Raw genomic sequence first — 24,423 nt, forward strand, 5'->3', positions numbered from 1 at the left:
CGGTTTCAACGGGCCTCAACGGGCCTCAGCGGGTTTCAGCGGAAGAGGATGTCCCAGTGGTTGGACTCCCTGGCGTAGACGGTCTGTGAGTCCCCGTAGAGCGGGGCGCCGTCACCCCTGGTCCGCTGGTAGGGAAACTCGCTCTTGATGTAGCGGCTGATGCACTGGTTGGGCTTGATGTCCAGCTTGTAGCCCCCGTAGTGGCTGTAGAGACCGGGGGCGTGGCCGACCTCGGTGCCGCCGGTGATGACGACGGGACACTTGCTCTCGCGCTTCAGGTCGATCACCCTGTTCACCGTCTCGGTCCTGACGGCCTCAAGGGACGTGCAGCGTCCGTTGCCCCGGCTGGTGCACCGGCCGGAGGACTTCCAGCCGAGCCCGGCCTGCTTCAGCAGTTGCGCGGCCTGGGTGTGGGCCATCCGTACCGAGGGCAGGCGGTGTGCCGTTCTGGCGCTCGTCTGGACCTGGCTCTTCCTGACCCGGGACTCGCCCACGGGTCGCTGGGGCTCGCTCAGACCCTCCCGCTCCCACAGTCCCGTGTCGAGATCGACGGCCTCGCGCAGGGCGACGGACCGTCGGTACAGGTCGCGGGTGTAGTGCCTGGCGGTCTCCAGGACGCCGAGGTCGTAGAGTCCGGCCCTCGCCACCCGCGCGGACACGACAGGCGGGTCCACGATCATGACGGCGGCCGGTGAGTTGGCGGTCCCGATCTCGGCGTTGCCGTCCGAGGCCAGGGCGATGAACGAGATCTGCAGAGCCAGAAGTGCTCCCGCCGTAAGCCGGGCCGCTCTCCGTCTACAGGGACGTATCCCCATTTTTTATCCCTTGTCGCGGAAGCCCTTCCACAAGAAGGATCAATCCCACGCCGGAACCTCGGCGACCCTCGAACATCGCGAAATTTGCCCCGCCCTGGCGATCACCGTGCGCCCCGCTGAACAGGCCGAATGTCAATAAACGGGACAAAGTATCCGTGTTCCCGAAAGCCTGTCCCACCGTCCCGTAAGAGGGAAGATCGCCGGAACGGACGGGAAAAGCGTGCCCGCCGTACCGGCTCATCCGGGATCGCCAACTTCGTGAGGGAACTGTGGCGGAACCGTGGGCATTTGCGTAATGAAAAGATTACCCTCAGTAGTTACATTCTTGGCTGATCCGAGGGAGTTCCATGGGCTGGATAAGCGTGCTGGTGGTAGTCGCCGTCGCGATCACGCTGATCGCGCTTCTCGTCCTCAGAAGGAGGGGGCACGCGGGAGAGGACAACGGCTCGGCGTCGATCGACTTCGCCGCCAACCTCTCCCTCGCCATCTACCTGCTCGTCCTGGCCTACGCCGTCGTGCTCTGCCGGGACGCGATCTCGACCTCGCAGACCGACGTCCAGGCGGAGACCGAGGCGCTCAGCGAGCTGTACTGGTCGGTCGCGCCGATCCCCGAGGCCGGGCCGATCCGGTCCCAGATCAGGGAGTACTCCGCCAAGAGCGTCTCCCTCGACTGGCCGCTCATGGCCCACGGCGAGATGTCCCCGGTCCCCACGAAGCTGCTTGAGAACATGCGCGCCGAGGTGCTTCGGCTCAAGCCCGCCGACGACGCGGGCAAGGTCCTCCAGCAGGACGCCATCAGCCACATCTCCGACGTCTTCCACTCCCGTGCCGTACGGTCCGACGACGCCAACACCGGGCTTGAGAGCATCTTCGTGATCTCCATGCTCGTCTCCGGGCTGCTGGTCGTCGTGCTTCCCTGGACGGTCGGGACCAGGCCGACGGGCGCGTCGATCATCGGGGACATGGTCAGGGTCGGCGTGGTCGTCGTCGGCGTCGGCTTCATCATGGTGACCGGCCATCCGTTCACCGGCCCCGGCGCGGTCGGGCCCGACGACTTCGTGGCCGTGCAGCAGCAGTACGACCAGATCGACGCCCAGTTCCCCCCGAAGCTGCCCGCGGGGTGAGTGCGCGCGCGACGAGGCCCGGTGGCGACCAATCGCCACCGGGCCTCATGCGTTATCTGCGGGGTCTGCGCTTGAGCAGGGCGACCGCGGTGACCGAGATCACGCCGGTGAAGAGCACCAGGATGACCAGCCTGCGGTCGGTTCCCTGACGCCGTTCGGCGAAGCGGTCCTGGATTCGCTGGTGCCGCATCCCGAGAACCCCGCTCGGCGGGCTCGGCGACGCGGTGGGAGACGGTGTGGGCGTCGGGGATGGGCTCGGTGAGCGGGTCGGGGGTGCCGGGACGACGGCGACGGGCGAGACCGCCACGGGCGGCGGCGGGGGCACCGGCCTCGGGGGTCTCGGAGGCGTTGGGGCGGGTGACTCCGGGGGCGAGGGAGGCGTCGGGGCCGGGGTCTCGGGGGGCGGCTCGGACGTCTGGGACGGCGTCGGGGTGGGGGTCGGTGTCTCGGTGGGGGTCGGGGAGGGCGTCTCGGTCGGCGTCGGCGTCGGCGTCGGTGTGGGAGTGGGTGTTGGAGTCGGGGGTTCGGGCTCCGGGGTGGGGGGGGGGTGGGGGTGGTGACAGCCGAGCAGGATCGAGACGACCGGCAGGCAGAGGATGGGCTTCACGGCCTTGGAGAGCGGGTCGCAGTGCGGGACCAGGCCGAGCAGCGGCCCCAGCAGACCGTCCCCACAGGACCGCGGCCCGATCCTGACCCCGACGCCCACCTCGTCAGAAGCTCCACCAGAAGCCTCGTCCTGAGCACTGTTCGGAGCCCCATCCGAGGCGCTGTCCGAAGCAGTGTCCGAAGCGCTGGCTGGAGCCTCTACCGCGGCCTTGAGCGGGGTCTCTGGTGGAGACTCGACCGCGGCTTCGGCCTCGGCCTGCACCTTGGCTGCGGGGGCTGCGGGGGCTTCGGGGCTGGTCTCCTGCCGGGGCTCCGGTCTGGCCACGATGGCGGGTGACGGGGCTGGGGGCGTTGTCTCCTCGACCGGAGGTGTGTCGTACGGCGGGGCGCATTCCTGTGTCCCGTTCCGGGTGGCCGCCTGACATTGGCCGGGAGTGTCCTGGACACCGGCGAACGCCCCGACGGTTCCCCCCGCCACCGGGGCGGCCACACAGGTCGCCAGCACCGCCGTACCCAGAAGTGCGTGTCGTCGTTTCGCGCGCCGGTTTTTCGTCACATAAACGTTCTAACATCTAACAGATTGTCACGGGGGGGTAATGGAACCCTCGCGAAGATTCGCCCGTGGGACCGCGTTTCACGTTCCGATCGGTAAGGATGTGGGCCACGGCCCAGGGGGGCGATCTGGCGAGGAGTGGTGAGACGTTGGACGACCTGTTTGACCTCGACGCGGTCGGTCAGGCGGAGGCGGTGCGCGCGGGGAAGGTCTCACCGAGAGAGCTGGCCGAGGCGGCCATCGCGCGGATCGAGGCACACGACGGGGAGATCAACGCGGTCGTCCACCGCAGGTTCGAGCGGGCGCTCGCGGAGATCGACGGCCTCGCGGGGGACGCGCCCTTCCTCGGGGTGCCGACCCTGGTGAAGGACCTCGGCTGGAGCATGGCGGGCGAGCCGTACCGGGCGGGCTCGCGGGTGCTCGACGGCGTCGAGGTGGCGCGGGACGGGTACGGCCTGGCCAAGCTGCGCGCGGCGGGGTTCGTGGTGCTCGGCAGGACGAACACCCCCGAGTTCGGCACCGCGATCACCACGGAGCCGAGGGCCTTCGGGCCGACGCGCAATCCCTACGACGTCCGCTACAGCCCGGGAGGGTCGAGTGGCGGCTCCGCGGCGGCGGTCGCCTCCGGCATGGTCCCGGTGGCCGCGGGCGGTGACGGCGGCGGGTCGATCCGCATTCCGGCGAGCCTGTGCGGGCTGGTCGGGCTCAAGCCGAGCCGGGGCCGGGTGAGCTACGGGCCGTCCACGGGAGAGGCCTGGGCGGGCTTCTCGGTCTCGGGCATGCTCTGCCGTACGGTCAGGGACAGCGCGGCGACCCTCGACGTGATCGCCGGAACGATGCCGGGCGACCCGTACGGCGCGCCCGCCTGGCCACGGAGCCTGGCGCGGGAGGTCGGGGCCGACCCGGGGCGGCTGCGGATCGGTTTTCTCAGCGAGCATCCGGGGCGTCCGGGCGAGACCGATCCCGACCTGACGGCGGCCGTGACCGGGGCGGCCGGGCTGCTTGAGGCGCTCGGGCACGACGTCGAGCCGGGAGGGCCGGGGGCGCTCGGCGAGGAGGACTTCGCGCTGCACTTCGGCACGGTCGTCGCGGTCCACGTGGCGGCCGACCTTGAGGACATCGGGCGCTGGCGTGGCAAGCCGGTCGATCTCGACGAGGTCGAGGAGCGCAACCGCATCCTCGGGGCGACGGGACGCGGGCTGAGCGCTGTCGACTACGTGGCCTCGCGCGACTGGATCGATGGTTTCCGGCGCAGGATGGCCGCGTGGTGGGAGTCCTTCGACCTGCTGCTGACGCCGTCCCTCGGGGTCGCGCCGTTCCCGCTCGGCTGGCTGCCCTCGGGCGACGTCAGCATGGCGCGGGGCCGTACGAACCGGGCGGTCGCCTTCAGCTCGCCGGTCAACGCGACCGGCCAGCCCGCGATCTCCCTGCCGCTGCACCGGACCGCCCAGGGGCTGCCGGTCGGCGTCCAACTGGTCGCGGCGGCGGGCAGGGAGGACCTGCTGATCAGGATCGCCTCCCAGATCGAGGCCGCGGTCCCCTTCGCGCACACCGCGATCAGGCCCGCGGCCTCTCACTGATCACCGGGCGTAGCGGACCATGACGGGACGCAGCCCGGCCTTCTCCAGCACGCGGACCGAGGCCGGGTTGGAGGGCTCCACGTCGGCGTGGACCGTGTGGACACCGGGCAGGCCGAGGGCGAACTCCACCATGGCCCGGGTCGCCTCGGAGGCGTAGCCCCGGCCACGCCGTGAGGGCACGACGCCGTAGCCGATTTCGAGGGCGCCCTCGTTCGGCGGCCAGAACAGGCCGATGGAACCGACCACCAGGCCGCTCTCCCGCTCGACGATCAGGCGGTGGCCGTACCCGTCCGCCTGGTTGGCGAGGAGCCCGGCGATGACGTGGTCACCCTCGGCGGGGAAGTCGGGCGCCCAGTGCGCCAGGCGGTCGCCGTCGAGGACGGCGGTGATCTCGTGGGGAGCCCACGGCCGCAGCGTGAGGCGTCCGGTGGTCAGGTCCGTGGACGAGACGGATGAGAAGGAAGAAGAAGACACGCGACACTCCAGGTCGTTCGGACAGGGGCATGCTGACGAGGCGCCTGGCGGGCCATATTCATCAACCTCCCTCGGTCCCGTGAATTCAGGACGGATCATACAAGGTGCCGATAAATCCCCGGGAACCTCCCAAGAGGGGTACGCGTTATATCTCAAGGCGACGGGGTAGAAGGCCGTCGACGAGCGTGCTCCCCGAGGAGGGTTCCCATGGCGAAGGCAGCGCGTGCGGCACAGGCGTGGCGGGTCTACAGGCAGGTGTCCCAGCCGGGCTCACCGGGACTCGCCGCCAGACTGCGCACCGTTCCGAGGATGGTCGGCGCGGTGACGCGGGGTCAGTACCCCGGCATGACCAAGGGGAAGCTGGCCATGCTCGGTCTGGGCGTGGTCTACATCCTCTCGCCGATCGACATCGTCCCCGACTTCCTGGCACTCGTCGGGGTGGCCGACGACTTCGGCGTCTTCCTGTGGCTGATGGCCTCGCTGCTCGGTGAGAGCGGCCGCTATCTCGACTGGGAGCGCAGGAACATCCAGGGGAGCGTCTTCCCCTCCTGAATCAGAGCTGCTCCATCCTGAGCCAGGCACGCGACGGCAGCGGGTGCCCGAACAGGCGGGCGGCGTTGCCGTACGCGACCCTGGCGATGTCGGCGGGAGGCAGGTTGCCCAGGTTCGTCGCGACGGCCTGCTGGGTGTCGGGCCAGGTCGAGTCGGAGTGGGGATAGCCGCTCTCCAGCAGCACGTGTTCGAGACCGACCGCGAAGCGCACCCCGGACAGGGCGTGGTCGTTGAGCGTGCCGAAGAAGAAGTTGCGCCGCAGGACCTCGCTGGGCTTGAGACCGCCCTCCCAGGAGGCCTCCCCGGCGACCGGGTGGTCGAGCGCGTAGTCGGCCCGCTCGGCGAGCATCGGCAGCCAGCCGACTCCGCCCTCCACGATGAGGATCCGCAGCGCCGGGAAGCGCAGCGGGATGCCCGACCAGAGCCAGTCGGCACAGGCGAACATGGCGCTCGCGGGCATCAGCGTGGTGATCGCCTCGATCGGCGTGTCCGTCGAGGGGACGGGCGTCCACGAGGCCGAGCCGGTGTGCAGGCACACGACGGTGCCGGTCTCCTCGCACGCCTGGAAGAACGGGTCCCAGTGGTCGGTGTGGATGGACGGCAGCCGCAGCCGGGTGGGGAACTCGGGGAAGAGCACGGCCTTGAAGCCCCTGGCCGCGTTGTCCCTGATCTCCTTGGCCGCGACCTCGGGGTCGGTCAGCCAGGGCAGTTGCAGGGCGATGATCCGCTCGGGGTAGGTGCCCGCCCAGACGTCCACGTGCCAGTCGTTCCACGCCCGCGTGACCGCGAGACCAAGCTCCTGGTCGCGGGTCTTGGCGAAGACCATCCCCGACTGCCCGGCGAGCATGCCGGGAAAGCACAGCGCCGCCCAGACGCCCGCGCGGTCCATGTCCTCGATCCGGGCGTCGATGTCGTGGCAGCCGGGCCGCATGTGCTCGAAGCGCACCGGGTCGAGCGTCCACTGCTCGCGGGGCAGCCCCGCGCCCACGTCGAGGCCCGCGCACGGATAGGTCGCGCCGCCGTACCTCCAGACCTGGTGACCCGAGTCGGTCTCGACCACCCTGGGGGCGAGATCCGCGTATTTCTCGGGGAGCCGGTCGAGGAACATGTCGGGCGGCTCGATCAGGTGGTCGTCAGCGGAGATGATCACATAGTCCCGCCGCCGTGGCTCGGGGTCGGGCAGCAGCGGCGTAGTCACGCGATAAACCGTACGTCGCTGACATCACACTGAACAACCTGCAAGATATCCGCTTGGTATCTGTGGCCCATACCGTCTTCCGTGCGTGTCCGGGCGTGTGTCCGAGGGGCGCGGGGGGTGTCGCGGCGAGGATCCGGAAACAGCCCCTAATCTATCCGGCAGCGGACATCTCGCGACGGGAGCGGACATGCAGATCCCGAACGGCCGGCACGGCATCCCGTACGGCGCGCGCGTCGTTCTGCTGTTCGTCCTGGCGCTGTCCACGGTCGTGGTCCACCTGAACCAGGATCCCCGGCTGCGGAGCGCCGAGGAACTCGTCTCCGACCTGCGCGCGGGAGTGGTGACCGAGGTCGTCTACGACCGGGACTGGCCCGCGTACGGCACGCTGACCTGGGCGAACGGCTCCCTGTCGTGGAACGAGGCCTACTACGACCCGCCGGACGACGTGTGGGACCCGGTGACGACCAGACTCGTGCCGAGCGAGCAGGAACGCGTCCAGACGGCGTTCCTGGCGCGGGTTCGGGAGGCGGCCGATCCCTCGGTCGAGATCAGGCTCTCGCGTGGTCCCCAGCGGTTCGGGCTGGCCGGGCTGTTCATGGGCTCGCCCGCCTACGCGCGCTGGTGGGAGCCGTTCGCCCCGGTCGCGGTCGCCGCCGAGCTGGTCGCGTGGCTGCTGATGCTCACCAGAAGGAACAACCGCTACGCCGGTCGCTGGGCGTGGACGTGGATGTTCCTGGTCGGTGGGTCGCTGCTCTACGTGCTGCTTGAGCCGTACCCGCTGTGGCGTGGACCGCACGAGGCACTGCCCGCGCGGCCCAGACTCAACGGGACACAGGGATTTGCCCTGGCGGTGATGATTTTCTTCGGTCTTGGCATGATCAGCGCCTGGACAACATGAGGTAGTAAAGAGGCATGACCTCTGAAGTGGGGGACTTATCACCTCGACATGAGGCACGGCGGGGATGGTGGATCGCCGGGACGGTCATCAGGGTCGTGCTGCTGCTGATCCTGCTGTTTGGCGGTCTGCTCGTGGTGACGGCCATGGCGCCGACGCCGAGGACGCTTCCGGACTTCCAGTCGGCCCTGAAGGCGGGCAGGGTCTCGGTCGTCGTCTACCGGATGTCCCAGCCGGACGCGATCTATCCCGTCACACCCCGGGGCAAGCCCGGGGAGGTGCGCGGGCTGACGTGGGCCGAGGGGCCGCTGGTCTGGCACAGGATCATCCCCGGGCCGATCCGCGACGGCAAGGACGTCTACACCTTCGCCAGACTCAGTGCCGACACCGCCCCCTCGGGGGTCAGGGTGACCGAGGAGGTCCAGCGCCAGCCCAGTTGGTGGTACGCCACCTGGCCCTTCGAGATCCCCTCGCTGCTCGGGATGTGGTGGATCGGCGCCGCCTGGGTGCTGACCCTCCTGATCATGCTCGGTTCGACACCCTGGCTGGCCAACCGGTGGGCGTGGTTCTGGCTGTTCGGCGTCGGCCAGCTCGGCGCGATCGCCTTCCTCATCCTCGAACCCAGGCCGCTGTGGTACCGCTACGACCGGCGCCCACGGCAACGCGCGCGGATCTGGGGCGGTCTCGGCTGCCTGATGTCGGTCGCGACCTCCCTGGTGGCGGGCGGGATCGCCCTGGCCCTCGGCGCCCTGCTCAGCAGGGTGCTGCCCTAGGCGCTGGCCGCCTCGGCGCGTTGGTCGGCGGCCTCTCTGCGGATCAGCAGGATCCAGCCGCCGACCGCGATGCCGATGAACAGCCACCACTGCACGCCGTACGCCAGATTGAGGCCACCACCACCGCCGACGTCGGGCGCGGGGACCGGGGCGGGAGCGGCCTGGGCCTTCGGCGTCTGGTCGGTCAGCTCGACGAATCCACCGAGCAGCCTGTACGGCATGCCCTGCCCGATCGCCTCGGTGTTGATCAGCAGGACCTGGCCGGGGGGAAGGCCGGAGCGGTTCCTGATGCCGGTCGTCTCCTCGGTCTCGCTGGGCTGTAGCCGCCCGGTGACAGTTACCTCGCCGGTGCTCGGCGGGGGCACCTCGGGAAGCGCGTCCGCCGTCGCGCCCGCCTTGACCCAGCCCCGGTTGACCAGGACGCCGGTGCCGTCGGCGGTCCGCAGCGGGGTGAGCACGTAGAAGCCGACCCTGCTCTCCTGGGTGCGCCTGCGGACCAGCAGTTGGGAGGCCGCGTCGAAGGTGCCGGTGACCGTTACGGGGCGGTACCTGTCATGTGCCCGCATCGGGGTGCCGGGTGACATGAGGCTTTCGAGAGGAACGGGAGCCGCCGAGAGGTTGGCGGTGATCTCGTGACTGCTGCTGGACCGCTCCTCGTAACGTCCGAACTGCCATCGGCCAAGGAACACGAAGGCGGGGATGACCAGCAGAACCACCACGTGGAGCGCCAGCCATCGGGGAGTCAGAAGGAACCGGTACACGCCCCCAAGGTTAGGCACCGTACCCACCGCCCTGTCCTTCGGCCGGTCCCGGATGTCCGGGAAAGGCTGTCGGACACTCTGGACATCGCGTACGGTCGGATGGATCCGTCCCCCCGGACCGTTCCATCTCCCCCCGGAGCCCGCGCACGATGACCTTGCTCCTGTCGCCTCCCACGGCTCCGGTCGCACTGCCCCGCATCGGGGCCCTGTTGCGACACGCGGCCCCGAGGGTGCTGGAGGGCATGATCCTCCCCGTCGCGGTCTTCTACGCGGGGCTGGTCTTCTTCGGTCTGTACGGCGCGCTCGCCGTCGCGGTCGCGTGGGTCTACGGCGGCATCGTTCTGCGGCTGGTCAGGCGGGAGCCGGTGCCGGGGACCGTGCTGCTGGCGGCGGGGACGATCACGGTCAGGGCGGTGCTGGCCGCGGCGACCGGCAGTCCTGTCCTGTTCTTCCTGCAGCCCTGCCTGGGGGTGCTCTGCGCGAGCCTGGGCTTCCTGCTCACCGCGCCGATGCGCAGGCCGCTCGTCCAGCGGGTGGCGACCGACCTGGTCCCGCTCCCCGGCCACCTGCTCGAACACCCCCGGATGCGCCGCTTCTTCGTGGGGCAGTCGGTGCTGTGGGGCGGCGCGCAGCTTCTCAACGCCTCGCTCAGCGTGTGGCTGCTGCTCACCCAGACCCTGGAGACCTATCTCCTGGTGCGGACCTCGCTGGTGGCCGTGCTGCTCGGCGGCGCCGGGCTGGTCTCGGTGCTCGGCCTCAGGCGCTGCCTGCGGGCACTTGACCATCAGGGACCGTACGGCGTGCTCCAGGACCGGGCAGTGCCGTGATCTCCCTCGGGCCGGAGATCACGTGTCCTTCGGCGCAGCGGAAGTGCTGTTCGAGCGGGGCGCCGCAGTCGCGGTGGGTGAGGAGCATCGGCGGCCCCTCGGGGTCGGCGAGATAGCGGTCGCCCCACTGCATCAGGGACACCAGGGCCGGATAGAGGTCGCGGCCCATCGGGGTCAGCCGATACTCGTCGCGTCTGCGCTGGCCGGGCTCCTGGTAGGGGACCTTGCACAGCAGCCCCTCCTCGACCAGACGGGCGAGTCTGGCGCTGAGGATCTGTTTCGGGGCCCCGATGTAGGCCTGCATCTCGGCGAACCTGCGCACCCCGAGGAAGGCCTCCCTGAGCACCAGGAGCGTCCACTTCTCGCCCACGATCGCCAGCGCGCGCTCGATGGAGCAGTTGTCAGGGCGGAGCGTGTCGCTCATGGACGCATCGTAGGTCGTCACGACGTCACCTCCAACGCGGCTAAGTCTACTTGACATACCCAGCAGGCGAAGGAACCCTAAGTCCATGTTACGAACTCAGGGGGTTCTCACACGTGCCGCCGTCGAGATCAGGGCGGCCGGGCCGTACGACGGGGAGCCGATCGGGCGCTTCCTGGCCGGGCTGTCGCCGAGGACGCGGCACCTGCGTTTCCTCACCGCCGTCGACGCGGACATGGCCGGGCGGCTGCTCGTGGCCGACGACCGGCGGGACGTGCTGCTCGCCGTGAGCGGGGAGGACGTCGTCGGGCACGCGATGGGTCTCACGACGGGCGATGAGGTCGAGATCGCCGTGGTCGTCGCCGACGCCTGGCAGGGGCGGGGCATCGGCTCCCGCCTGGTCCGCAGGCTGCTGCGCCGGGCCTCGGTCAACGGCGCCAGGACCGTGAACATGGACGTGCTCGCCGACAACCACCTGGTCCTGGCGATGATCAGGAGACTGTGGCCCGAGGCCGTCGCCAGGACCTCGCGGGGAGCCGTCGAGATAAGCGCCCCGGCGGAACCGGCCCTTGGAGAAGGCGTCGCGCCGGGTGGTGACGGCGAACGGAGCGTTATTATCGACCTCTGAGTCCGCCAGCCGGACATCGTTTGCGGAACAAGGTTCTGTTGGCGCACCATTGACACCGTGAAAAGTGCCAAGCACGGACGCGACGGCCGTACCCGGATCATCGAGGGCGCGCTCCGCCGGTTCAGCCAGGACGGCGTCTCGGCCACCACCCTGGCCAGCCTCCGCGAGGAGAGCGGCGTCAGCGTCGGCAGCTTCTACCACCACTTCGCGAGCAAGGAACACGTCTTCGGCGTGCTCTACGCCGACACCCTCCGGATGTACCAGGAGGTCTTCCTCGCCGAGCTGCGGCGTCACGAGGGGGCGAAGGAGGGCATCGAGGCTATCGTCGCTCTGCACATGAGGTGGTACGGCGACAACAGGGAGCGGGCACACCTGCTGCTCAGCGAGCGCCCGCCGAAGCGTGACGAACCGGGCGGCACCGAGGTCTCCGAGTCGCGCAGGGCGTTCTTCCGGCAGGTCGCCGACTGGTGGCGCCCGCACATGAAGGAGGGCCTGCTCCAGCCGGTGCCGCCGACGATGTGCTACGTGCTCTGGCTGGGCCCGGCGACCGAGATGTGCCGCCTGTGGTTCGCGGGCGCGCACCAGCCGACCCCCGAGGAGATCGCGGGCCTGTGCGAGGCGGCATGGCACAGTCTGCGCCAGCGTCCCGCGCCTTCCTGACCGTACGGCTTCGCCCGCCTGTCCCCCGTCGCCGCACCCATCACCCACCGCCCACGGCCCAGCGCCGTCGCGACCCGGCCTCTGTGAGAACCCAGGTCAAGCGTCTGAGAGCTCCGGCCCGGAGTCCGGGGGTTCGTCCGGGCCGGAGCGGTCCTCAGCGTGCTCCCGCGAGCTGCCGGGTCCGGGTGGGCACCCGCCAGACCTTCTCGTCCAGCGAGATGTCCAGCCGCAGGTCCTGGCGCTGACGCCGCAGACCGGGCACGCGGATCCGGTCGCTGACGTCGAACCTGCCCTGCCTGGGATACCCGAAGCCCAGCTCGCCCGGCAGGACCCGCAGCTCGTCCCGGTTGCCGCACCTCGGGCAGGTCCACGCGACCATGTCCCGGCCCCGGTTGTAGTCGTGGCAGGCACGGAAATACTCGTCGGGCCGGAAGCGGGACTCGCAGGCCAAACAGGGGATCAGCATCTCGGGTCCTTACCACCGGGTGGAGCGACTCCCCATTGGTACCGTCTCCCGCTTGAGTCGCGCTTGCAGAACGCTTACGACCGTCTGCAACGATCGGGTCACTCCGGTCCGCACGAAGGCTGCGGGAGGATGGCCGGGTGAGAGATCTTCCCGCCCGGCTCAGAGAGCTGCTGCTCGAAACCGGCTACACCCTCGACGGCGTCCGCGAGCGCCTCGGCACGGTCGCCGCGACCGCGCTCGCCCGTGAGGAGACGACCCCCGCGCTGCGCGCGACCCGCGACGGCGACCCGCTCGGCACGCTGATCCGGCTGTGGTGGCTCGGGGCTCCGGTCGAGGCGCCGGACTGGCTTCCGGTCGATCCGCTCGTCGAAGCCGGGCTGCTGGCCGTACAGGACGGGCTCGTCAGTGCGAAGGTGCACCTGCAGCCGTGGGAGACGGGCGGCTATGTCGTCTCCGACCGCAAGGTCAGGCCGGGGGATCCGGCGCTGCGCGAGGACCACGTCGTGGGTGCCGGAGGGGCGTCGGCGAACCTGGCCCAGCTCGTCTCAAGGCGTCCCGCAGGGCGCGTCCTCGACCTCGGCACCGGCTGCGGCGTGCAGGTGTTGCACCTGGCGGAGCGGGCGCGGGAGATCGTGGCGACCGACGTCAACCGGCGCGCGCTCAGGATGGCCCGGCTGAGCTGGGCGCTGTCCGGGATCGACGGGGTGGACGCCAGGCAGGGGTCGCTGTTCGAGCCCGTCGAGGGGGAACGGTTCGACCTGGTCGTCTCGAACCCGCCATTCGTGATCTCTCCCCGGGGCCGGTTCACCTACCGGGAGTCCGGCTTCGAGGCCGACGGTTTCTGCCACGATCTCGTACGGCTCGCTCCCCGTTTCCTGTCCCAGGGCGGCACCTGCCAGTTGCTGGCCAACTGGCTGCACGTCGAGGGCGAGGACTGGCGTGACCGGGTAGGCGGCTGGCTCGCGGGGACCGGCTGCGACGGCTGGGTGGTGCAGCGCGACGTGCAGGACCCCGCCGAGTACGCCGAACTGTGGCTGCGCGACGCCGCCGAGCAGGGCACGCCCCGATACCGGGAGCTCTACGACGACTGGCTCGGCTGGTTCGAGGCCATGAAGGTCACCGGGATCGGCTTCGGCTGGATCACCCTGCACGACTCCGGCAGCCTCGATCCGGTGGTCAGGGTTGAGGAGCTCGGGCAGCGGGTCGAGCTGCCGGTCGGCGGTTACGTGGACGAGGTGCTCGCTTCGGTCGGCGTGGCCCACCGTCTCAGCGACGAGGAACTGCTCGGTGCCCGGCTCGTGCTGGCCGAGGGCGTCGTCGAGGAGCGGACGGGTCCGCCCGGCGCTGAGGACCCCTCGCGGATCGTGCTCAGGCAGACGCGGGGGCTGTGCCGTACGGCCCGGGTGGGGACCGTGGAGGCGGCGCTGGCGGGGGTGTGCGACGGGGATTATCCACTGGGTCCGCTGCTCGCGGCCATCGCGGAGCTGACCGACCAGGATGCCGTTGACCTGCGGGTTCGTGCTCCCGAGGCGCTCCGGCCCCTGATCGCTGAGGGATTTTTCCACATATCCACCGCCTGATTATCCACAGGCTGTGTATATCTCTGGATTTCCCCACCGATCGGTTGTTGATCCGATGTTGAACGTCGGACGGGAAGCTCTGGACGTGGGCACGGTGCGGTCCCGGGGGGTAAGGGATCGTGCCGAGTCCGGCCGGTCGTCACAGTGAGGCGGCCGGTCATCGAGGACGCACCGGATGACCGGGCCCCCTAACGCGTCCTCGATGGCCAGACGGCCGGCCGGGCGCCCCACATCCGATCTCAGGTTCCAGACCGACGGGAATTCCAGTGATCAACCATTTTTGGATGACACGTCTCGACGACGACCTGTACGACCTGTATGACGGATCCTGGTCAGTTGCCGACGGGGTCACGATCGAGCAGGGCACGGATGTCCGTGGCCTCGGGGGCGCCGAGCCTGTCGAAGATGTCGTGCGCCCGCTGAAGGCAGTCACGGCTGCGCCGGACGTCACTCTGCCCGGCGAGCGCTCTGCCTAGCACCCACAGCGACAGCGCCTCGCCGTACGGGTGGCCGATCTCCACGCTGACCGCGAGGGCCTGCTCGGCGTGCCGGGTCGCGTCGCCGAAGCGGTTGGCGGTGATGAACGTCTCGGCGAGCCGCGAGCAGACGCGCTGTTCCCACACCCGCTGCCTGCTGGTACGGAAGAAGGCCAGGCACTCGGCGTGGTGGTGCACCGCCTCGTTGAGGCGTCCGACCCGCGACAGGACCATCCCCAGGTGGTAGCGCGCCCGCGCGGTGCCCGGACTTGAGCCGATCTCGGTGAAGATGGCCAGCCCCTGTTCGGCGGCGGCGATGGCCTCCTCGGCCTGACCGAGGAAGAGGTGGTCCCTGGCCGAGTAGCTGAGCGTCAGCGCCTCGCCTCCCGGCGCGCCCATCTCCCTGAAGACCTTGCGGGCCGAGTCGAACAGGGTCAGCGCCTCCTGGTGACGGCGCTGGCGACCGGCGACGACGGCCAGCGCGTTGAGCACCTCACCGCTGACGATGCGGTCGCCCTCGACGGCCAGGCCCAGCGAGGCCTCGAACTCCTCGCGCGCCTCGACCAGCCGGTTCACGCCGAACAGCACCCTGCCCAGCACGTAGCGGCAGCGCAGCTCGCTGGAGGGCGCGCCGAGCCGCTGCGAGGCGGCCAGCGTCTCCCTCGCCCGCCGCTCGAACTCGCGGGCGTGGCTGCCCGACTCAAGCAGCGGCTCCATGGCCAGCAGCAGGTCGGCGGCGGGCAGCAGCGCCCTGGCCTCCCTGGGCTCGGTCACCAGCGCTGTCGTCTGGGCGACTGCCGCGAACAGCGACTCGGCCTCGATCGACAGCCACGCCACGGCGTCGTCGGCGGAGGCGAACGTGAGACCGTGGCCGGTCACCGAGAGCTGATCGGCGAGCGTGCTGCCGTCGTAGGCGAGCCGGTGCGCCGACTGCGCCGACGCCAGATAGAAGTCGAGCAGCCGCCGCAGCGCGGGCCCGCCCGCCTCGGCGTCGGCGCTCCGCTCCGCCGTACGGCGGGCGAACAGGCGCAGCAGGTCGTGGAAGCGGTAGCGCCCTGGGGCCGGGGCCTCAAGCAGGCTCGCGTCGACCAGGGACTCAAGGATGTCCTCGGTCTCGGTATGGGGCAGCGCGAGCACCGCGGCTGCGGCCCCGATGGAGATGTCGGGTCCGCCGGGCAGGGACAGCAGCCGGAAGGCCCGTGCCTGGGGCGGGGCGAGCTGGCCGTACCCGAGGGCGAAGGTCGCCTCGACGGCGAGGTTGCCCACGCGCAGCTCGTCGAGGCGGCGGCGCTCGTCGGCCAGCCTGGACACCAGCGAGGCGACAGTCCACGACGGCCTGGACGCCAGGCGCGCCGCGACGATCCGTACGGCCAGCGGCAGGAAACCGCAGGCGGCGACCACGTCCATGGCGGCCGAACGCTCCGCGGCCACCCGATCGGCCCCGGCGACCGTGGCGAACAGCGACAGCGCCTCGTCGGGCTCCATGACGTCCAGGTCGACCAGCCTGGCCGCGGGCAGGTCGGCGAGCTTGGGACGACTCGTCACGATCGCCGCGCAGCCGGGCGTGCCGGGCAGCAGGGGATCGACCTGGGCGGCGTCGCGGGCGTTGTCGAGCAGCACGAGCATCCGCCGCTCGGCCAGCAGCGAGCGGTACAGCGCCGCCCGCTCGGCCAGGCCGTCCGGGATGACGTCGGGAGGCAGGCCGAGCCCACGCAGGAACGCCGCGAGCACCGACTCGGCGGCGGCGGGCTCCTCACCGTAACCGCGCAGGTCGGCGTAGAGCTGGCCGTCGGGGAACAGGTCCTGCATGGTGTGGGCCAGATGCACCGCGAGCGTCGTCTTGCCGACCCCGCCGATGCCGGAGATCGCGGCCACCGGCACCCCGTCGGAACCGGCCCGGGTGGCCAGCAGGGTCCGCAGCCTGGCGACGATGTGTCGGCGCCCGGTGAAGTCGTTGACGGCCGCGGGAAGCTGCGCCGGACGGGGCAGGTCGAGCACCTCGGCCTCGGACGTCTCCTGCGGGGCCGTACGCTCCTCGACCTCGGCGGGGGCGGGCCACGCGGGGGCGAGGGTCGGGTCGCCGGACAGGATGCGCTGGTGTAGGGCGGCCAGCTCGGGACCCGGCTCGATGCCGAGCTCGTCGATCAGCGCGGTGCGGGTCTCGGCGAAGACCGCAAGGGCGTCCGCCTGCCTGCCGCACCGGTAGTAGGCCAGCATGAGCTGGGCGCGCAGCCGTTCCCGCAGCGGGTGGTCGGCGGTCAGCGCGACCAGCTCGGAGACCACGTCGGCGTGTTTGCCGAGCCGGAGGTCCAGGTCCATGAGCGTCTCCAGGACGCTCATCCTGCGCTCGACGAGCCTGCCGCGCTGGTGCTCGGCGTAGGGACCGACGGCCCCGGCCAGCGGCTCCCCGGTGCACAGTCGCAGACTGTCGCGCAGGCTCTCCGCCGCTCCCCCCAGGTTTCCCGTACGGCGGGCGGCCTCGGCCTCCTGCACCCCCCGCTCGAACTGCGACAGGTCGAGGGTGGCGTCGTTCAGCCGCAGGGCGTATCCACGGCCGACCGAGGTGAGCAGCTCGGGACGGGTCCTGGGGGATCTGCCCGGTTCGAGGACGGCCCGCAGCCGTGAGACGTAGGTGCGCAGCGCGCCGAGCGCCCTGGGCGGCGCCTCCTCGCCCCAGACCGCGTCGATCATCTCCGAGGGGGTGACCGCCCTGCCCTCACGCAGCAGCAACATCGTCAGGATGGAGCGTTGCAGCGGCGTGCCGAGGTCGAGTTCGACGCCGTCACGCCAGGCCTGAACGGGGCCGAGCAAGGCGAAGCGCAACCCCTCTTCGCTGCTGTGAGCAGCCATTTCCTGGATCTCCGCCCTCAAGGAAAAGCTTTACCACCGAAATGATAGGTCCTGCATTGCTGTCGCCACAGGAAACCGCCCACTCGTTAACCCCGGTGTTGATTCATCGTCAATCGGGCGTTGAACCTCTTCCCGGATGCTGTGACATGCCGGGCATGGCCCCATACGGGGGCGGCCATGCCCGGCATTTCAGCAGGTTGAAGGCATTGATTCAAGCGCCTGCAGGCGTTGATAAAGCCGCTGTAAGTGGGGTGCAGGGACCTCGACCTATCAATGAGCCATGACTTCCACCAAGGAATGGGAAGTCCGTCCTCAGGGAAGAGGAACCATGAACCGCACCATCCGCAGCATGCTCGGTGTCGCCGCGGCCACCGCCGTCCTCGCGGTCGGCGTCCCGGCGCTGACCACCACCGCCTCGGCCGCGACGACCGGCGCCACGACCGCCAGCGCCTTCGACGTCGACTTCTGGGGCTCCTACTACTCCAAGTACCGCAACGGCTCCCGCGCCAAGGCCAGCGGCCGGGTCTGGGACGACGGCGACTCCGAGGTCCACGTCCAGGGGCGGGTCTACGACAGCAACAGCCCGTCGTGGCTGTGCGGCTACGTCCAGGTCAAGTTCGAGAACACCGACGGGGACGAGTCCTACGAGTGGGCCAGGCAGTGCGGTTCGAGCGGCTACCGGTCCTTCCACTACTCCGAGGAGGACGTCGACAGCGTCCAGGTGCGGGTCTGCTACTGGGACAAGCACCAGGCCAAGCGCGTCTACTGCGGCCGCTGGAACTACATCTACGAGGCTGACAGCGACGACGAGTGACCTCTGACGACCACTGACGAGTGACGATGTCATCGGGGCGGTCACGGGGGAAAGGGCCGAGAAGACGGACATCAGGCCCGCCCGGAGAACCGGGCGGGCCTTCTGTTCCATGGTTCATCGAGAGAGAAAGGGCACCGTCACGCTGCCTCGAACAGCCCGAGCCGCGTGTGGAGCCGTTCTCGTACGGCGGGCCACTCGCTGCTCAGGATCGAGTAGTACGCGGTATCTCGGACCGTGTCGTCGGCGCCTCGGGTCTCCGCCCGCCGCACACCGTCGAGGTGTGCGCCGAGGGCCTCGATGGCGGCCCGGGATCGGGTGTTGCGTACGTCGGCTTTGAGCGTGATGCGGTGGACCTGCCAGGTCTCGAAGGCGAGCGAGAGCATCAGGTACTTGCTCTCCCGGTTGACACCCGTGCCCTGGGCCGAAGCGGCCAGCCAGGTGTAACCGATGTCCGCCACGGACGGGACCTCGCCCACCGCTCCGCGCGCGCCCGGCGGCCAGGGCATGGGGCCCTGCCAGTACTCCAGGTGCATGAGGCGGGTGGCACCGACGATGCGGTCGGTGTGGAGCCACCGGACGGCGAAGGGCAACGTGCGGCCCTCCGCCTGCTCAGCCAGAGCGGCCTCCACGTAGGAGACCATCTCCTCCCGGCCTCGGGGAACGCGAGTGAAGGCGTAAGTAGAACGGTCCTCACTCGCCGCGATGACGAGGTCGTCGACCACCGCGAGGCTGAGCGGTTCCAGGCGCACAGAGCGCCCGGACAGGGTGACAAAAGCGGGCATGAGCACATGATGGGGGCTGACAGGCATGCCTGGTGCCAAATGACACAAGACATCTTGGTTAAGCACCTGACACCCCCCGCCCGGAGGGGCGAAACCCCAGGTCAGAGCATGCGGATGCTATCCCGGATGCGCCTGCTCGCGGGGTAAAGTTTCCTTAAAGTGATCTCCTCGAAGATCAGCCCGTCACGGGGCTGGGAACGGCACCGGAAACACGGCGTCCACCGGGTGCCCGCCGTACCCCCTCAAGGCCGGTCAGGGCCTCGCTCAGGTGGTCCAGCGCGGCCGCGATCCAGGGCAGTCTCAGCGGGTCGGGAGCGTGCAACGCCGTCAGCCGAAGCTCGGTCGTCTCGCCGTACAGCAGGCTGGTCGCCACCCGGACCCGCAGCGCCCTGGCGTCGTCACCGAAGACGTGTCCGGGGAGCACTCCGACGCCGTGCCGGTCGAGCAGCGCCGTGGCCAGTTCCGCCGAGGTCGCAAAGTCGTGTCCGGTGAAATCCGGATAGAGGTAGAAACCGCCGAGCGGCGCCGCGACCCGGACCCCCGCCCCGGTGAGCCTGTCGTGCACCGCCCGCGCCACCGTGCCGTGCAACCGCCTGCTCAGGTCGATCCGCTCGACGACCTCCGCGGGCTCGGTGTAGGCGTAGGCCGCGGCCCGCTGGACGGGCGCCGCCGGACTCGACCAGATCTCACTGGCCACCGCGAGCAGCCGGTCACGCAACTCGACGGAGGGGAGCCTGGCCACGCCGATCCGCCAGCCGCCCAGCGCCAGGCTCTTGCTGAGCCCGCTGGTGATCACCGTACGCTCGGGAGCCAGATCGGCCGGACTGACGAAGCCGGTCGCCGGGTCGTGCAGAAGATCGCGGTAGATCTCGTCGGAGATGATCGTCAGACCGAGGTCACGGGCGATCCCCGCCAGCCGCGTGACCGTCGCGGCGGAGGCCATCGTGCCGGTCGGATTGTCCGGCAGCGTGAGCAGGATCGAGCGGACGTCCCGCCCCTGCGCCCGCGCGTGCAGTACGGCGGAGGCCACCCGATCCGGGTCCGGCACCCCACCCTCGCCGGGGGGCGCGGGAACCGGCAGCGGACGGGCCCCGACCAGGTCGGCCTGGGCGGCGTAACTCACCCAGCTCGGCATCGGCAGCACGACGTCACCGCCGATCGCCAGCAGCAGGCCGTACAGCAGAGGCTTGCTTCCCGGACCGCAGACGACCAGGTCGGGATCGGTCGGCAACCCCCGCCTGCCCCAGTAACCCGCCGCGGCCTCGCGCAGCGGCGCGAACCCCGCCACCGGGCCGTATCCGTTGTGCTCCGAGGCGGCGGCCAGCCGCTCGCGCAGCGCCGGATGAACGGGCAGGCCCGCCTCACCGAAGGCCAGGTGGAGCACCCGCTCACCGGCGCGCCGTCTTCGCTCGATGTCCTCGTTCGCCGCCAACGTGGCGGAAAGCATCACGTTCATGGGCATCCTTTCCGATCATTGCGGAACGTTCCCAAGCGTGATGGGGTGCAGGCATCAGAACAAGCAGTGGTTGGTGTGGGTGGGCATAAGGAAGTCCGATGCTTGATTTTCGCCGCCTTGTGGTGATCTGTGAGTTCGCCAGGAGGGGAAGCATCGCCGCCACGGCCGCCTCCCTCGGCTACAGCCCGTCCGCGGTGTCACAGCAGCTCGCGACCCTCGAACGGGAGGCGGGAGCCGCGCTGCTCGACCGCTCCGCGCGCAGCGCCGAACTCACCGACGCGGGCCGCCGCCTTGTCGAACACGCCCAGCGCATCCTGGCGATGGTCGAGCACGCCGAGTCCGACCTGTCCGCGCACGAGGGGACGCCGTCGGGGCGCGTTACCGTGACCGCCTTCCCCACCGCCGCCGTCGCCTTCGCCCCCGCCCTCGCCAGGTCGCTGCGCAGACACACCGAACTGACCCTGCGCATGGAGCAGGGACGCTCGGGACGCGGAATGCGCGAGGTCAGGTCGGGCGAGGTGGACATCGCGCTCGTCGACGACTGGTACGGCAGGGTGCGCGAGACGGACACGCTGCGGGTCTTCCCGCTGCTGTACGACCCGCTGGTCCTCGTGGTGCCGCGCAGGCACCGTCTCGCCTCCCTGGAGGAACCCGTGGACCTGCGCGAACTGCGCGACGAACCGTGGATGGCCACACCGGACGGCGAACCCTCCCGGCTGGCCGTCGATCGGATGCTCGCCGAGGTCGGCGGCGCCCAGCCGGTGCCGTGGGAGTTCGAGGGCCTTGGAACGATCCTCAGCCTCGTCTCCAAGGGCCTCGGCATCGCGGCCGTCCCCGCCCTCGCCCTGGCCGCGGGCATCAGGGGCATCGTCGTGCGGGAGTTCCCCGGCGACCCGGTCGGCCGCGACATCCACGCCGTCGCCCGCGCATCGAGCGTCAACCGGCCCGCAGTCTCCGCCACACTGCGAGCCGTACACGTGGCCGCGAGGACTCTGGTCGACGACCTGGCCGCCGTGCGTCTGGCGGCGGTTGGGGGCCACGGTCGATGAGTCGGCTGCGGCTGGGGGCCGTGGGTCTGTGAGTCGGACGCCGCGCGTCTGACTGGGGCTGGGGGCCATGGGCCGGTGAGTTGGACGTCGCGCGTCTGACTGGGGCTGGGGGCCATGGGCCGGTGAGTTGGACGTCGCGCGTCTGGCTGGGCGGTAACGTCTGGGCGTGCCTCCCACATACGCGCTCGAACGTCTGCTGTCCGCCGGTGGGTCGAAGACCGTCGCCGGGATCGACGAGGTCGGCAGGGGCGCCTGGGCCGGACCCGTCGCGGTGTGCGCGGTCGTCACCGACCTGTCCGAACCACCCTCCGGCCTGACCGATTCCAAGATGCTCACCCCTGCCCGCCGTACCGCCATGTTCGACGAGATCGTCACCTGGGCCGTCGGCATCGGGTACGGCGAGGCAACCCCGGAGGAGATCGACGAACTCGGCATGACCGAGGCACTGCGCAGGGCCGCGGGCCGGGCCCTCGCCGAACTGCCCGTCCGGCCCGACGTGGTCATCCTCGACGGCAAACACGACTATCTCGGCGCGCCCTGGCCGGTCAGGTGCGAGATCAAGGGAGACCTGTCCTGCGTCTCGGTGGCGGCGGCCTCGGTGGTGGCCAAGGTCCGCCGCGACACCTACATGGCCTCTCTGGAGGGCGTCGAGGAGTACGGCTTCGCCGACAACGCGGGCTACCCGTCGCCGACCCACCAACAGGCGTTGGCCCACCTCGGCCCTACCAAACACCATCGCCTGTCGTGGTCCTACCTGGACGACCTGCCGCAGTGGCGCCATCTCAAGCGGCACCGGAATCCGCTGGCGGGGGAAGGACAGCTTGGGCTGTTCGGGTAGGTCGTGTAGTACTTCGTCCCGGTGACGCTGGCGGACGCCAGGGACATCCTCGACGGAGAGGCATTCATGGAGGTTCCTGGGGAGTTGTTCGCGTTCCTAAGGTAGTCAGCATGGATCTCGTGTCTGGTGACGACTTCGTAAGGCTGTTTTCCTCGTTCGACAGGTCTGCCTTCAGGCTGGAAACACGAGAGCGCTACCACCTGGCTAAGGACGAGGAGGAACCCTTGCGACGGTTCCTCTCCGGAGAGCCCGACGACATGGCGTGGATGAGCGAGTGGTTCGATCTCATGCGTGATCACGCAGCGCACGGCCGGACTTTCCAGCGCGTCCGCGTCGTGTCGCGGCCTCTCTCCGACTACACCCGGTTCAGCATGGCTGTGGCGCGCCACAGTATTCCTGCCGGTGATCAGATTCACTATCTAGATCGTGTGGAGGCTGACCGGCTGGGCCTCCCTCAATCAGACTGGTGGCTGTTCGACGACGAGCGTCTGGCACTGCTCCACCTGACCAGCGATGACGTTCTTCTGGGTGCGGAGATCATCACGGATTCCGCTGCGATAGAACAGCATCGCACGCTGCGGGACCTCGCCTGGGGACACGCTGTTCCCCTTGAGGAGTTCGTGGCCACCGGTGCATGACATTGACCGCGTCCGTCAGCTGATGGGCGCAAGGCTCAAAGGGCTACGGCTGGATGCCAAGCTGACCGGGCGGCAACTCACCGCCCGGTACAACTGGCAGTCATTCAAGATCAGCAAACTGGAGAACGGCCGCCAGACTCCTTCAGAGTCCGATATCCATGTCTGGTGCGAGGCCGTGGAGCAGCCAGACGAAGCAGAGGACCTGGTCACACCCTGAGGTCCTCCCCGGCATACAGCCGTATGCACTCATGGCTGTAACCGTGATTTTTCCTGCGGGATGGGGGTGGCGTCCTAGCCTTGAGCTGTCGGGACATCAGGAAGGGGATGCAGCCGGTGAATGACGCCAGCAACGGATCCACCGATCCGGTACTCACCGTTGGGCAACGCATCAAATACTGGCGCGAGCGGCGCGGGATGACGCAGGAGATCCTCGCGGGTCTCGTCGGGAAGTCCGTTTCCTGGCTCAAGAGCGTGGAGGCGGGGCGGCTGCAGCAGAACCCGCGCCTGCCCATTCTTCTTCAGCTCGCCGAAGCGCTGCGTGTGCGCGACCTGTCAATGCTGACGGGTGATCAGTCCATGCCGGTCCGCATGTTCACCGGCCCCGGTCACCCGGCGCTGGAGGCCGTACGGCAGGCCATCAACGCGACGCCGCTGCGCCCGGCCGGGACGGTTCAGCCGCTTGACCACCTGCGTGGCCGTCTGGACGCCGCCTGGCGTGTCCGGCACGCCACGGCCGATCACCGGACCGCTCTGGGACGCCTGCTTCCTGCTCTGATCCGTGACGCGCAGTTGGCGGCGGTGATGTATCGGGGAGAAGACCGGCGCCGCGCGAACGCGCTTCTTGCCGAGACGTACGGCCTGGCCCAGATGTTCCTGGCCTACCAGCCCGCCCAGGACCTGCTGTGGCGGGTCGCGGACAGGGCGCTGACGGCTGCTCAGGAGGCCGACGATCCGCTCGCGCTGACCTGCGCGGTGTGGTTTTTGGGCCAGGCGTACAGGGACTCCGGGGACTTCGAGGCGGCGCGGGCGATCAACCAGCAGGGTATGGCCGCCGTCCAGCCGCACATGGTTGATCCGGAGGTGGATCTGCTCGCGATGTGGGGCGCGCTGAACTTTGAGCTGGCGTTCACGGCCGCCCGTGTCGGGGACGCCGGGGAAGCCTGGTCCTACTGGGAGAAAGCAGACCGGGTCGCCGCCCGGTTGCCCGGCGACTACTACCAGCCGTGGACGAGTTTCTCCCGGGTCATCATGGGCGCGCACGCGGTCACCCTCGCCGTGGAGTTGTCCCAGGCCGGTGAGTCGGCCCGGCAGGCGGAGCGGGCGGTCTCGGCCTCCATTCCCTCTCACCCGCGCCGGGGGCGTCACCTGATTGAGGTGGCTCGGGCGCATCGGCTCCAGCGTGATCATGAGGCCGTGCTCGGCACTCTGGAACTCGCCCGGCAGGCGGCACCGGAGACAATTCGGTACAACGGTTATGCTCGCCGCATGCTCGTTGAGCTCGTCGAGACGGGTCCCGCCCCGCTGCGCCCCCGCGCCCGTGAATTGGCGGACAAAATCGCGTTGATGGTCTGACCGAAACCAGGGGACACAGAGTGTGTCCCCTGGTC

General features: G+C 69.8%; 26 protein-coding genes. 16 read left to right on the forward strand and 10 right to left on the reverse strand.

Going from position 1 to position 24,423, the window contains the following annotated elements; translation table 11 throughout:
* Nucleotides 1–35 precede the first annotated feature (35 nt).
* Nucleotides 36–815, reverse strand: a complete 780-nt coding sequence (locus FHS44_RS20700; protein WP_184717093.1) for a hypothetical protein — start codon at nucleotides 813–815, stop codon at nucleotides 36–38.
* A 347-nt stretch (nucleotides 816–1,162) separates the two neighbouring features.
* Between FHS44_RS20700 and FHS44_RS20705 the strand changes: the two genes are divergently transcribed.
* Entirely contained in the window at nucleotides 1,163–1,939 is a 777-nt protein-coding gene (locus tag FHS44_RS20705; RefSeq protein WP_184717095.1) for a bestrophin-like domain, read from the forward strand.
* A gap of 52 nt (nucleotides 1,940–1,991) precedes the next feature.
* Here FHS44_RS20705 and FHS44_RS20710 read toward each other — a convergent pair whose 3' ends face one another.
* Entirely contained in the window at nucleotides 1,992–2,129 is a 138-nt protein-coding gene (locus FHS44_RS20710; RefSeq protein ID WP_184717097.1) for a hypothetical protein, read from the reverse strand.
* A 46-nt stretch (nucleotides 2,130–2,175) separates the two neighbouring features.
* Between FHS44_RS20710 and FHS44_RS20715 the strand changes: the two genes are divergently transcribed.
* Both FHS44_RS20715 and FHS44_RS20720 read left to right on the forward strand, forming a co-directional pair.
* On the forward strand, nucleotides 2,176–2,499 hold the full coding sequence (locus tag FHS44_RS20715; RefSeq protein ID WP_184717099.1) for a hypothetical protein: 324 nt from the start codon (nucleotides 2,176–2,178) through the stop codon (nucleotides 2,497–2,499).
* Between the two features lie 748 nt (nucleotides 2,500–3,247).
* Complete coding sequence (locus FHS44_RS20720; RefSeq protein ID WP_221461105.1) at nucleotides 3,248–4,678, forward strand: amidase; 1,431 nt, start codon at nucleotides 3,248–3,250, stop codon at nucleotides 4,676–4,678.
* On the opposite strand, the gene FHS44_RS20725 is transcribed toward FHS44_RS20720, so the two are convergent.
* Nucleotides 4,679–5,152: a GNAT family N-acetyltransferase gene (locus FHS44_RS20725; RefSeq protein ID WP_312863750.1), complete on the reverse strand. Its 474-nt coding sequence runs from the start codon at nucleotides 5,150–5,152 to the stop codon at nucleotides 4,679–4,681.
* Between the two features lie 207 nt (nucleotides 5,153–5,359).
* Here FHS44_RS20725 and FHS44_RS20730 point away from each other — a divergent pair, with 207 nt between their 5' ends.
* A complete protein-coding gene (locus tag FHS44_RS20730; protein ID WP_184717104.1) occupies nucleotides 5,360–5,704 on the forward strand; it encodes a YkvA family protein in 345 nt (114 codons plus the stop codon).
* A gap of 1 nt (nucleotide 5,705) precedes the next feature.
* Here the strand turns inward: FHS44_RS20730 and FHS44_RS20735 are convergent, their stop codons facing one another.
* A complete protein-coding gene (locus FHS44_RS20735; RefSeq protein WP_184717106.1) occupies nucleotides 5,706–6,902 on the reverse strand; it encodes an amidohydrolase family protein in 1,197 nt (398 codons plus the stop codon).
* 187 nt (nucleotides 6,903–7,089) lie between these two features.
* Here FHS44_RS20735 and FHS44_RS20740 point away from each other — a divergent pair, with 187 nt between their 5' ends.
* Entirely contained in the window at nucleotides 7,090–7,800 is a 711-nt protein-coding gene (locus tag FHS44_RS20740) for a hypothetical protein (protein ID WP_184717108.1), read from the forward strand.
* A gap of 95 nt (nucleotides 7,801–7,895) precedes the next feature.
* On the forward strand, nucleotides 7,896–8,570 hold the full coding sequence (locus FHS44_RS20745; RefSeq protein ID WP_184717110.1) for a hypothetical protein: 675 nt from the start codon (nucleotides 7,896–7,898) through the stop codon (nucleotides 8,568–8,570).
* Here the strand turns inward: FHS44_RS20745 and FHS44_RS20750 are convergent.
* Nucleotides 8,567–9,331, reverse strand: coding sequence for an SURF1 family cytochrome oxidase biogenesis protein (locus FHS44_RS20750; protein WP_184717111.1), 765 nt, complete (start codon nucleotides 9,329–9,331; stop codon nucleotides 8,567–8,569). The two genes, FHS44_RS20745 and FHS44_RS20750, sit on opposite strands and share 4 nt — an antisense overlap.
* Nucleotides 9,332–9,480: 149 nt before the next feature.
* On the opposite strand from FHS44_RS20750, the gene FHS44_RS20755 reads away from it, so the two are divergent.
* Nucleotides 9,481–10,158, forward strand: coding sequence for a VC0807 family protein (locus tag FHS44_RS20755; protein ID WP_184717113.1), 678 nt, complete (start codon nucleotides 9,481–9,483; stop codon nucleotides 10,156–10,158).
* Here FHS44_RS20755 and FHS44_RS20760 read toward each other — a convergent pair.
* Nucleotides 10,088–10,582 (reverse strand): winged helix-turn-helix transcriptional regulator, encoded by a 495-nt coding sequence (locus FHS44_RS20760; protein WP_184717115.1) that lies wholly within the window; start codon nucleotides 10,580–10,582, stop codon nucleotides 10,088–10,090. The two genes, FHS44_RS20755 and FHS44_RS20760, sit on opposite strands and share 71 nt — an antisense overlap.
* An 85-nt stretch (nucleotides 10,583–10,667) precedes the next feature.
* On the opposite strand from FHS44_RS20760, the gene FHS44_RS20765 reads away from it, so the two are divergent.
* Both FHS44_RS20765 and FHS44_RS20770 read left to right on the forward strand, forming a co-directional pair.
* On the forward strand, nucleotides 10,668–11,207 hold the full coding sequence (locus FHS44_RS20765; RefSeq protein ID WP_184717117.1) for a GNAT family N-acetyltransferase: 540 nt from the start codon (nucleotides 10,668–10,670) through the stop codon (nucleotides 11,205–11,207).
* Between the two features lie 57 nt (nucleotides 11,208–11,264).
* Nucleotides 11,265–11,867, forward strand: a complete 603-nt coding sequence (locus FHS44_RS20770; protein WP_184717119.1) for a TetR/AcrR family transcriptional regulator — start codon at nucleotides 11,265–11,267, stop codon at nucleotides 11,865–11,867.
* A gap of 154 nt (nucleotides 11,868–12,021) precedes the next feature.
* Here FHS44_RS20770 and FHS44_RS20775 read toward each other — a convergent pair whose 3' ends face one another.
* A complete protein-coding gene (locus tag FHS44_RS20775; protein ID WP_184717121.1) occupies nucleotides 12,022–12,333 on the reverse strand; it encodes a hypothetical protein in 312 nt (103 codons plus the stop codon).
* A 137-nt stretch (nucleotides 12,334–12,470) separates the two neighbouring features.
* Here FHS44_RS20775 and FHS44_RS20780 point away from each other — a divergent pair, with 137 nt between their 5' ends.
* Nucleotides 12,471–13,913, forward strand: coding sequence for a DUF7059 domain-containing protein (locus FHS44_RS20780; RefSeq protein WP_184717123.1), 1,443 nt, complete (start codon nucleotides 12,471–12,473; stop codon nucleotides 13,911–13,913).
* A gap of 332 nt (nucleotides 13,914–14,245) precedes the next feature.
* Here the strand turns inward: FHS44_RS20780 and FHS44_RS20785 are convergent, their stop codons facing one another.
* The gene (locus FHS44_RS20785) at nucleotides 14,246–17,239 is read right to left on the reverse strand and encodes an AfsR/SARP family transcriptional regulator (RefSeq protein ID WP_184717125.1); all 2,994 of its coding nucleotides are present in this window, start codon (nucleotides 17,237–17,239) and stop codon (nucleotides 14,246–14,248) included.
* A gap of 328 nt (nucleotides 17,240–17,567) precedes the next feature.
* Here FHS44_RS20785 and FHS44_RS20790 point away from each other — a divergent pair, with 328 nt between their 5' ends.
* The gene (locus FHS44_RS20790; protein WP_184717127.1) at nucleotides 17,568–18,053 is read left to right on the forward strand and encodes a hypothetical protein; all 486 of its coding nucleotides are present in this window, start codon (nucleotides 17,568–17,570) and stop codon (nucleotides 18,051–18,053) included.
* A gap of 137 nt (nucleotides 18,054–18,190) precedes the next feature.
* Here the strand turns inward: FHS44_RS20790 and FHS44_RS20795 are convergent, their stop codons facing one another.
* Both FHS44_RS20795 and FHS44_RS20800 read right to left on the reverse strand, forming a co-directional pair.
* The gene (locus FHS44_RS20795) at nucleotides 18,191–18,835 is read right to left on the reverse strand and encodes a GNAT family N-acetyltransferase (RefSeq protein ID WP_184717129.1); all 645 of its coding nucleotides are present in this window, start codon (nucleotides 18,833–18,835) and stop codon (nucleotides 18,191–18,193) included.
* Between the two features lie 175 nt (nucleotides 18,836–19,010).
* Complete coding sequence (locus FHS44_RS20800; RefSeq protein WP_184717130.1) at nucleotides 19,011–20,291, reverse strand: pyridoxal phosphate-dependent aminotransferase; 1,281 nt, start codon at nucleotides 20,289–20,291, stop codon at nucleotides 19,011–19,013.
* 98 nt (nucleotides 20,292–20,389) lie between these two features.
* On the opposite strand from FHS44_RS20800, the gene FHS44_RS20805 reads away from it, so the two are divergent.
* The 5 genes from FHS44_RS20805 (at nucleotide 20,390) to FHS44_RS20825 (ending at nucleotide 24,388) form a co-directional block, all read left to right on the forward strand.
* Nucleotides 20,390–21,340, forward strand: coding sequence for a LysR family transcriptional regulator (locus FHS44_RS20805; protein WP_184717132.1), 951 nt, complete (start codon nucleotides 20,390–20,392; stop codon nucleotides 21,338–21,340).
* Between the two features lie 166 nt (nucleotides 21,341–21,506).
* Nucleotides 21,507–22,178, forward strand: coding sequence for a ribonuclease HII (rnhB, locus tag FHS44_RS20810; protein WP_312863751.1), 672 nt, complete (start codon nucleotides 21,507–21,509; stop codon nucleotides 22,176–22,178).
* Nucleotides 22,179–22,288: 110 nt separating this feature from the next.
* Nucleotides 22,289–22,816 (forward strand): DUF6879 family protein, encoded by a 528-nt coding sequence (locus FHS44_RS20815; RefSeq protein WP_184717134.1) that lies wholly within the window; start codon nucleotides 22,289–22,291, stop codon nucleotides 22,814–22,816.
* Nucleotides 22,809–23,033: a helix-turn-helix domain-containing protein gene (locus tag FHS44_RS20820; protein ID WP_312863752.1), complete on the forward strand. Its 225-nt coding sequence runs from the start codon at nucleotides 22,809–22,811 to the stop codon at nucleotides 23,031–23,033. Before FHS44_RS20815 ends, FHS44_RS20820 begins: the two co-directional genes overlap by 8 nt.
* A 107-nt stretch (nucleotides 23,034–23,140) precedes the next feature.
* Entirely contained in the window at nucleotides 23,141–24,388 is a 1,248-nt protein-coding gene (locus FHS44_RS20825; RefSeq protein WP_184717136.1) for a helix-turn-helix domain-containing protein, read from the forward strand.
* The last annotated feature ends 35 nt before the right edge of the window (nucleotides 24,389–24,423 follow it).

The organism is Streptosporangium saharense (assembly GCF_014203715.1).
Lineage (GTDB): Bacteria > Actinomycetota > Actinomycetes > Streptosporangiales > Streptosporangiaceae > Streptosporangium > Streptosporangium saharense.

Excerpts from the sequence above, each read along its gene's own strand:
- FHS44_RS20700 (WP_184717093.1), bottom strand. The coding sequence starts at position 815 with ATGGGGATACGTCCCTGTAGACGGAGAGCGGCCCGGCTTACGGCGGGA.
- FHS44_RS20705 (WP_184717095.1), top strand. The coding sequence starts at position 1,163 with ATGGGCTGGATAAGCGTGCTGGTGGTAGTCGCCGTCGCGATCACGCTG.
- FHS44_RS20710 (WP_184717097.1), bottom strand. The coding sequence starts at position 2,129 with ATGCGGCACCAGCGAATCCAGGACCGCTTCGCCGAACGGCGTCAGGGA.
- FHS44_RS20730 (WP_184717104.1), top strand. The coding sequence starts at position 5,360 with ATGGCGAAGGCAGCGCGTGCGGCACAGGCGTGGCGGGTCTACAGGCAG.
- FHS44_RS20740 (WP_184717108.1), top strand. The coding sequence starts at position 7,090 with ATGCAGATCCCGAACGGCCGGCACGGCATCCCGTACGGCGCGCGCGTC.
- FHS44_RS20755 (WP_184717113.1), top strand. The coding sequence starts at position 9,481 with ATGACCTTGCTCCTGTCGCCTCCCACGGCTCCGGTCGCACTGCCCCGC.
- FHS44_RS20760 (WP_184717115.1), bottom strand. The coding sequence starts at position 10,582 with ATGAGCGACACGCTCCGCCCTGACAACTGCTCCATCGAGCGCGCGCTG.
- FHS44_RS20765 (WP_184717117.1), top strand. The coding sequence starts at position 10,668 with ATGTTACGAACTCAGGGGGTTCTCACACGTGCCGCCGTCGAGATCAGG.
- FHS44_RS20775 (WP_184717121.1), bottom strand. The coding sequence starts at position 12,333 with ATGCTGATCCCCTGTTTGGCCTGCGAGTCCCGCTTCCGGCCCGACGAG.
- FHS44_RS20785 (WP_184717125.1), bottom strand. The coding sequence starts at position 17,239 with ATGGCTGCTCACAGCAGCGAAGAGGGGTTGCGCTTCGCCTTGCTCGGC.
- FHS44_RS20790 (WP_184717127.1), top strand. The coding sequence starts at position 17,568 with ATGAACCGCACCATCCGCAGCATGCTCGGTGTCGCCGCGGCCACCGCC.
- FHS44_RS20795 (WP_184717129.1), bottom strand. The coding sequence starts at position 18,835 with ATGCCCGCTTTTGTCACCCTGTCCGGGCGCTCTGTGCGCCTGGAACCG.
- FHS44_RS20800 (WP_184717130.1), bottom strand. The coding sequence starts at position 20,291 with ATGAACGTGATGCTTTCCGCCACGTTGGCGGCGAACGAGGACATCGAG.
- FHS44_RS20805 (WP_184717132.1), top strand. The coding sequence starts at position 20,390 with ATGCTTGATTTTCGCCGCCTTGTGGTGATCTGTGAGTTCGCCAGGAGG.
- FHS44_RS20815 (WP_184717134.1), top strand. The coding sequence starts at position 22,289 with ATGGATCTCGTGTCTGGTGACGACTTCGTAAGGCTGTTTTCCTCGTTC.
- FHS44_RS20825 (WP_184717136.1), top strand. The coding sequence starts at position 23,141 with ATGCAGCCGGTGAATGACGCCAGCAACGGATCCACCGATCCGGTACTC.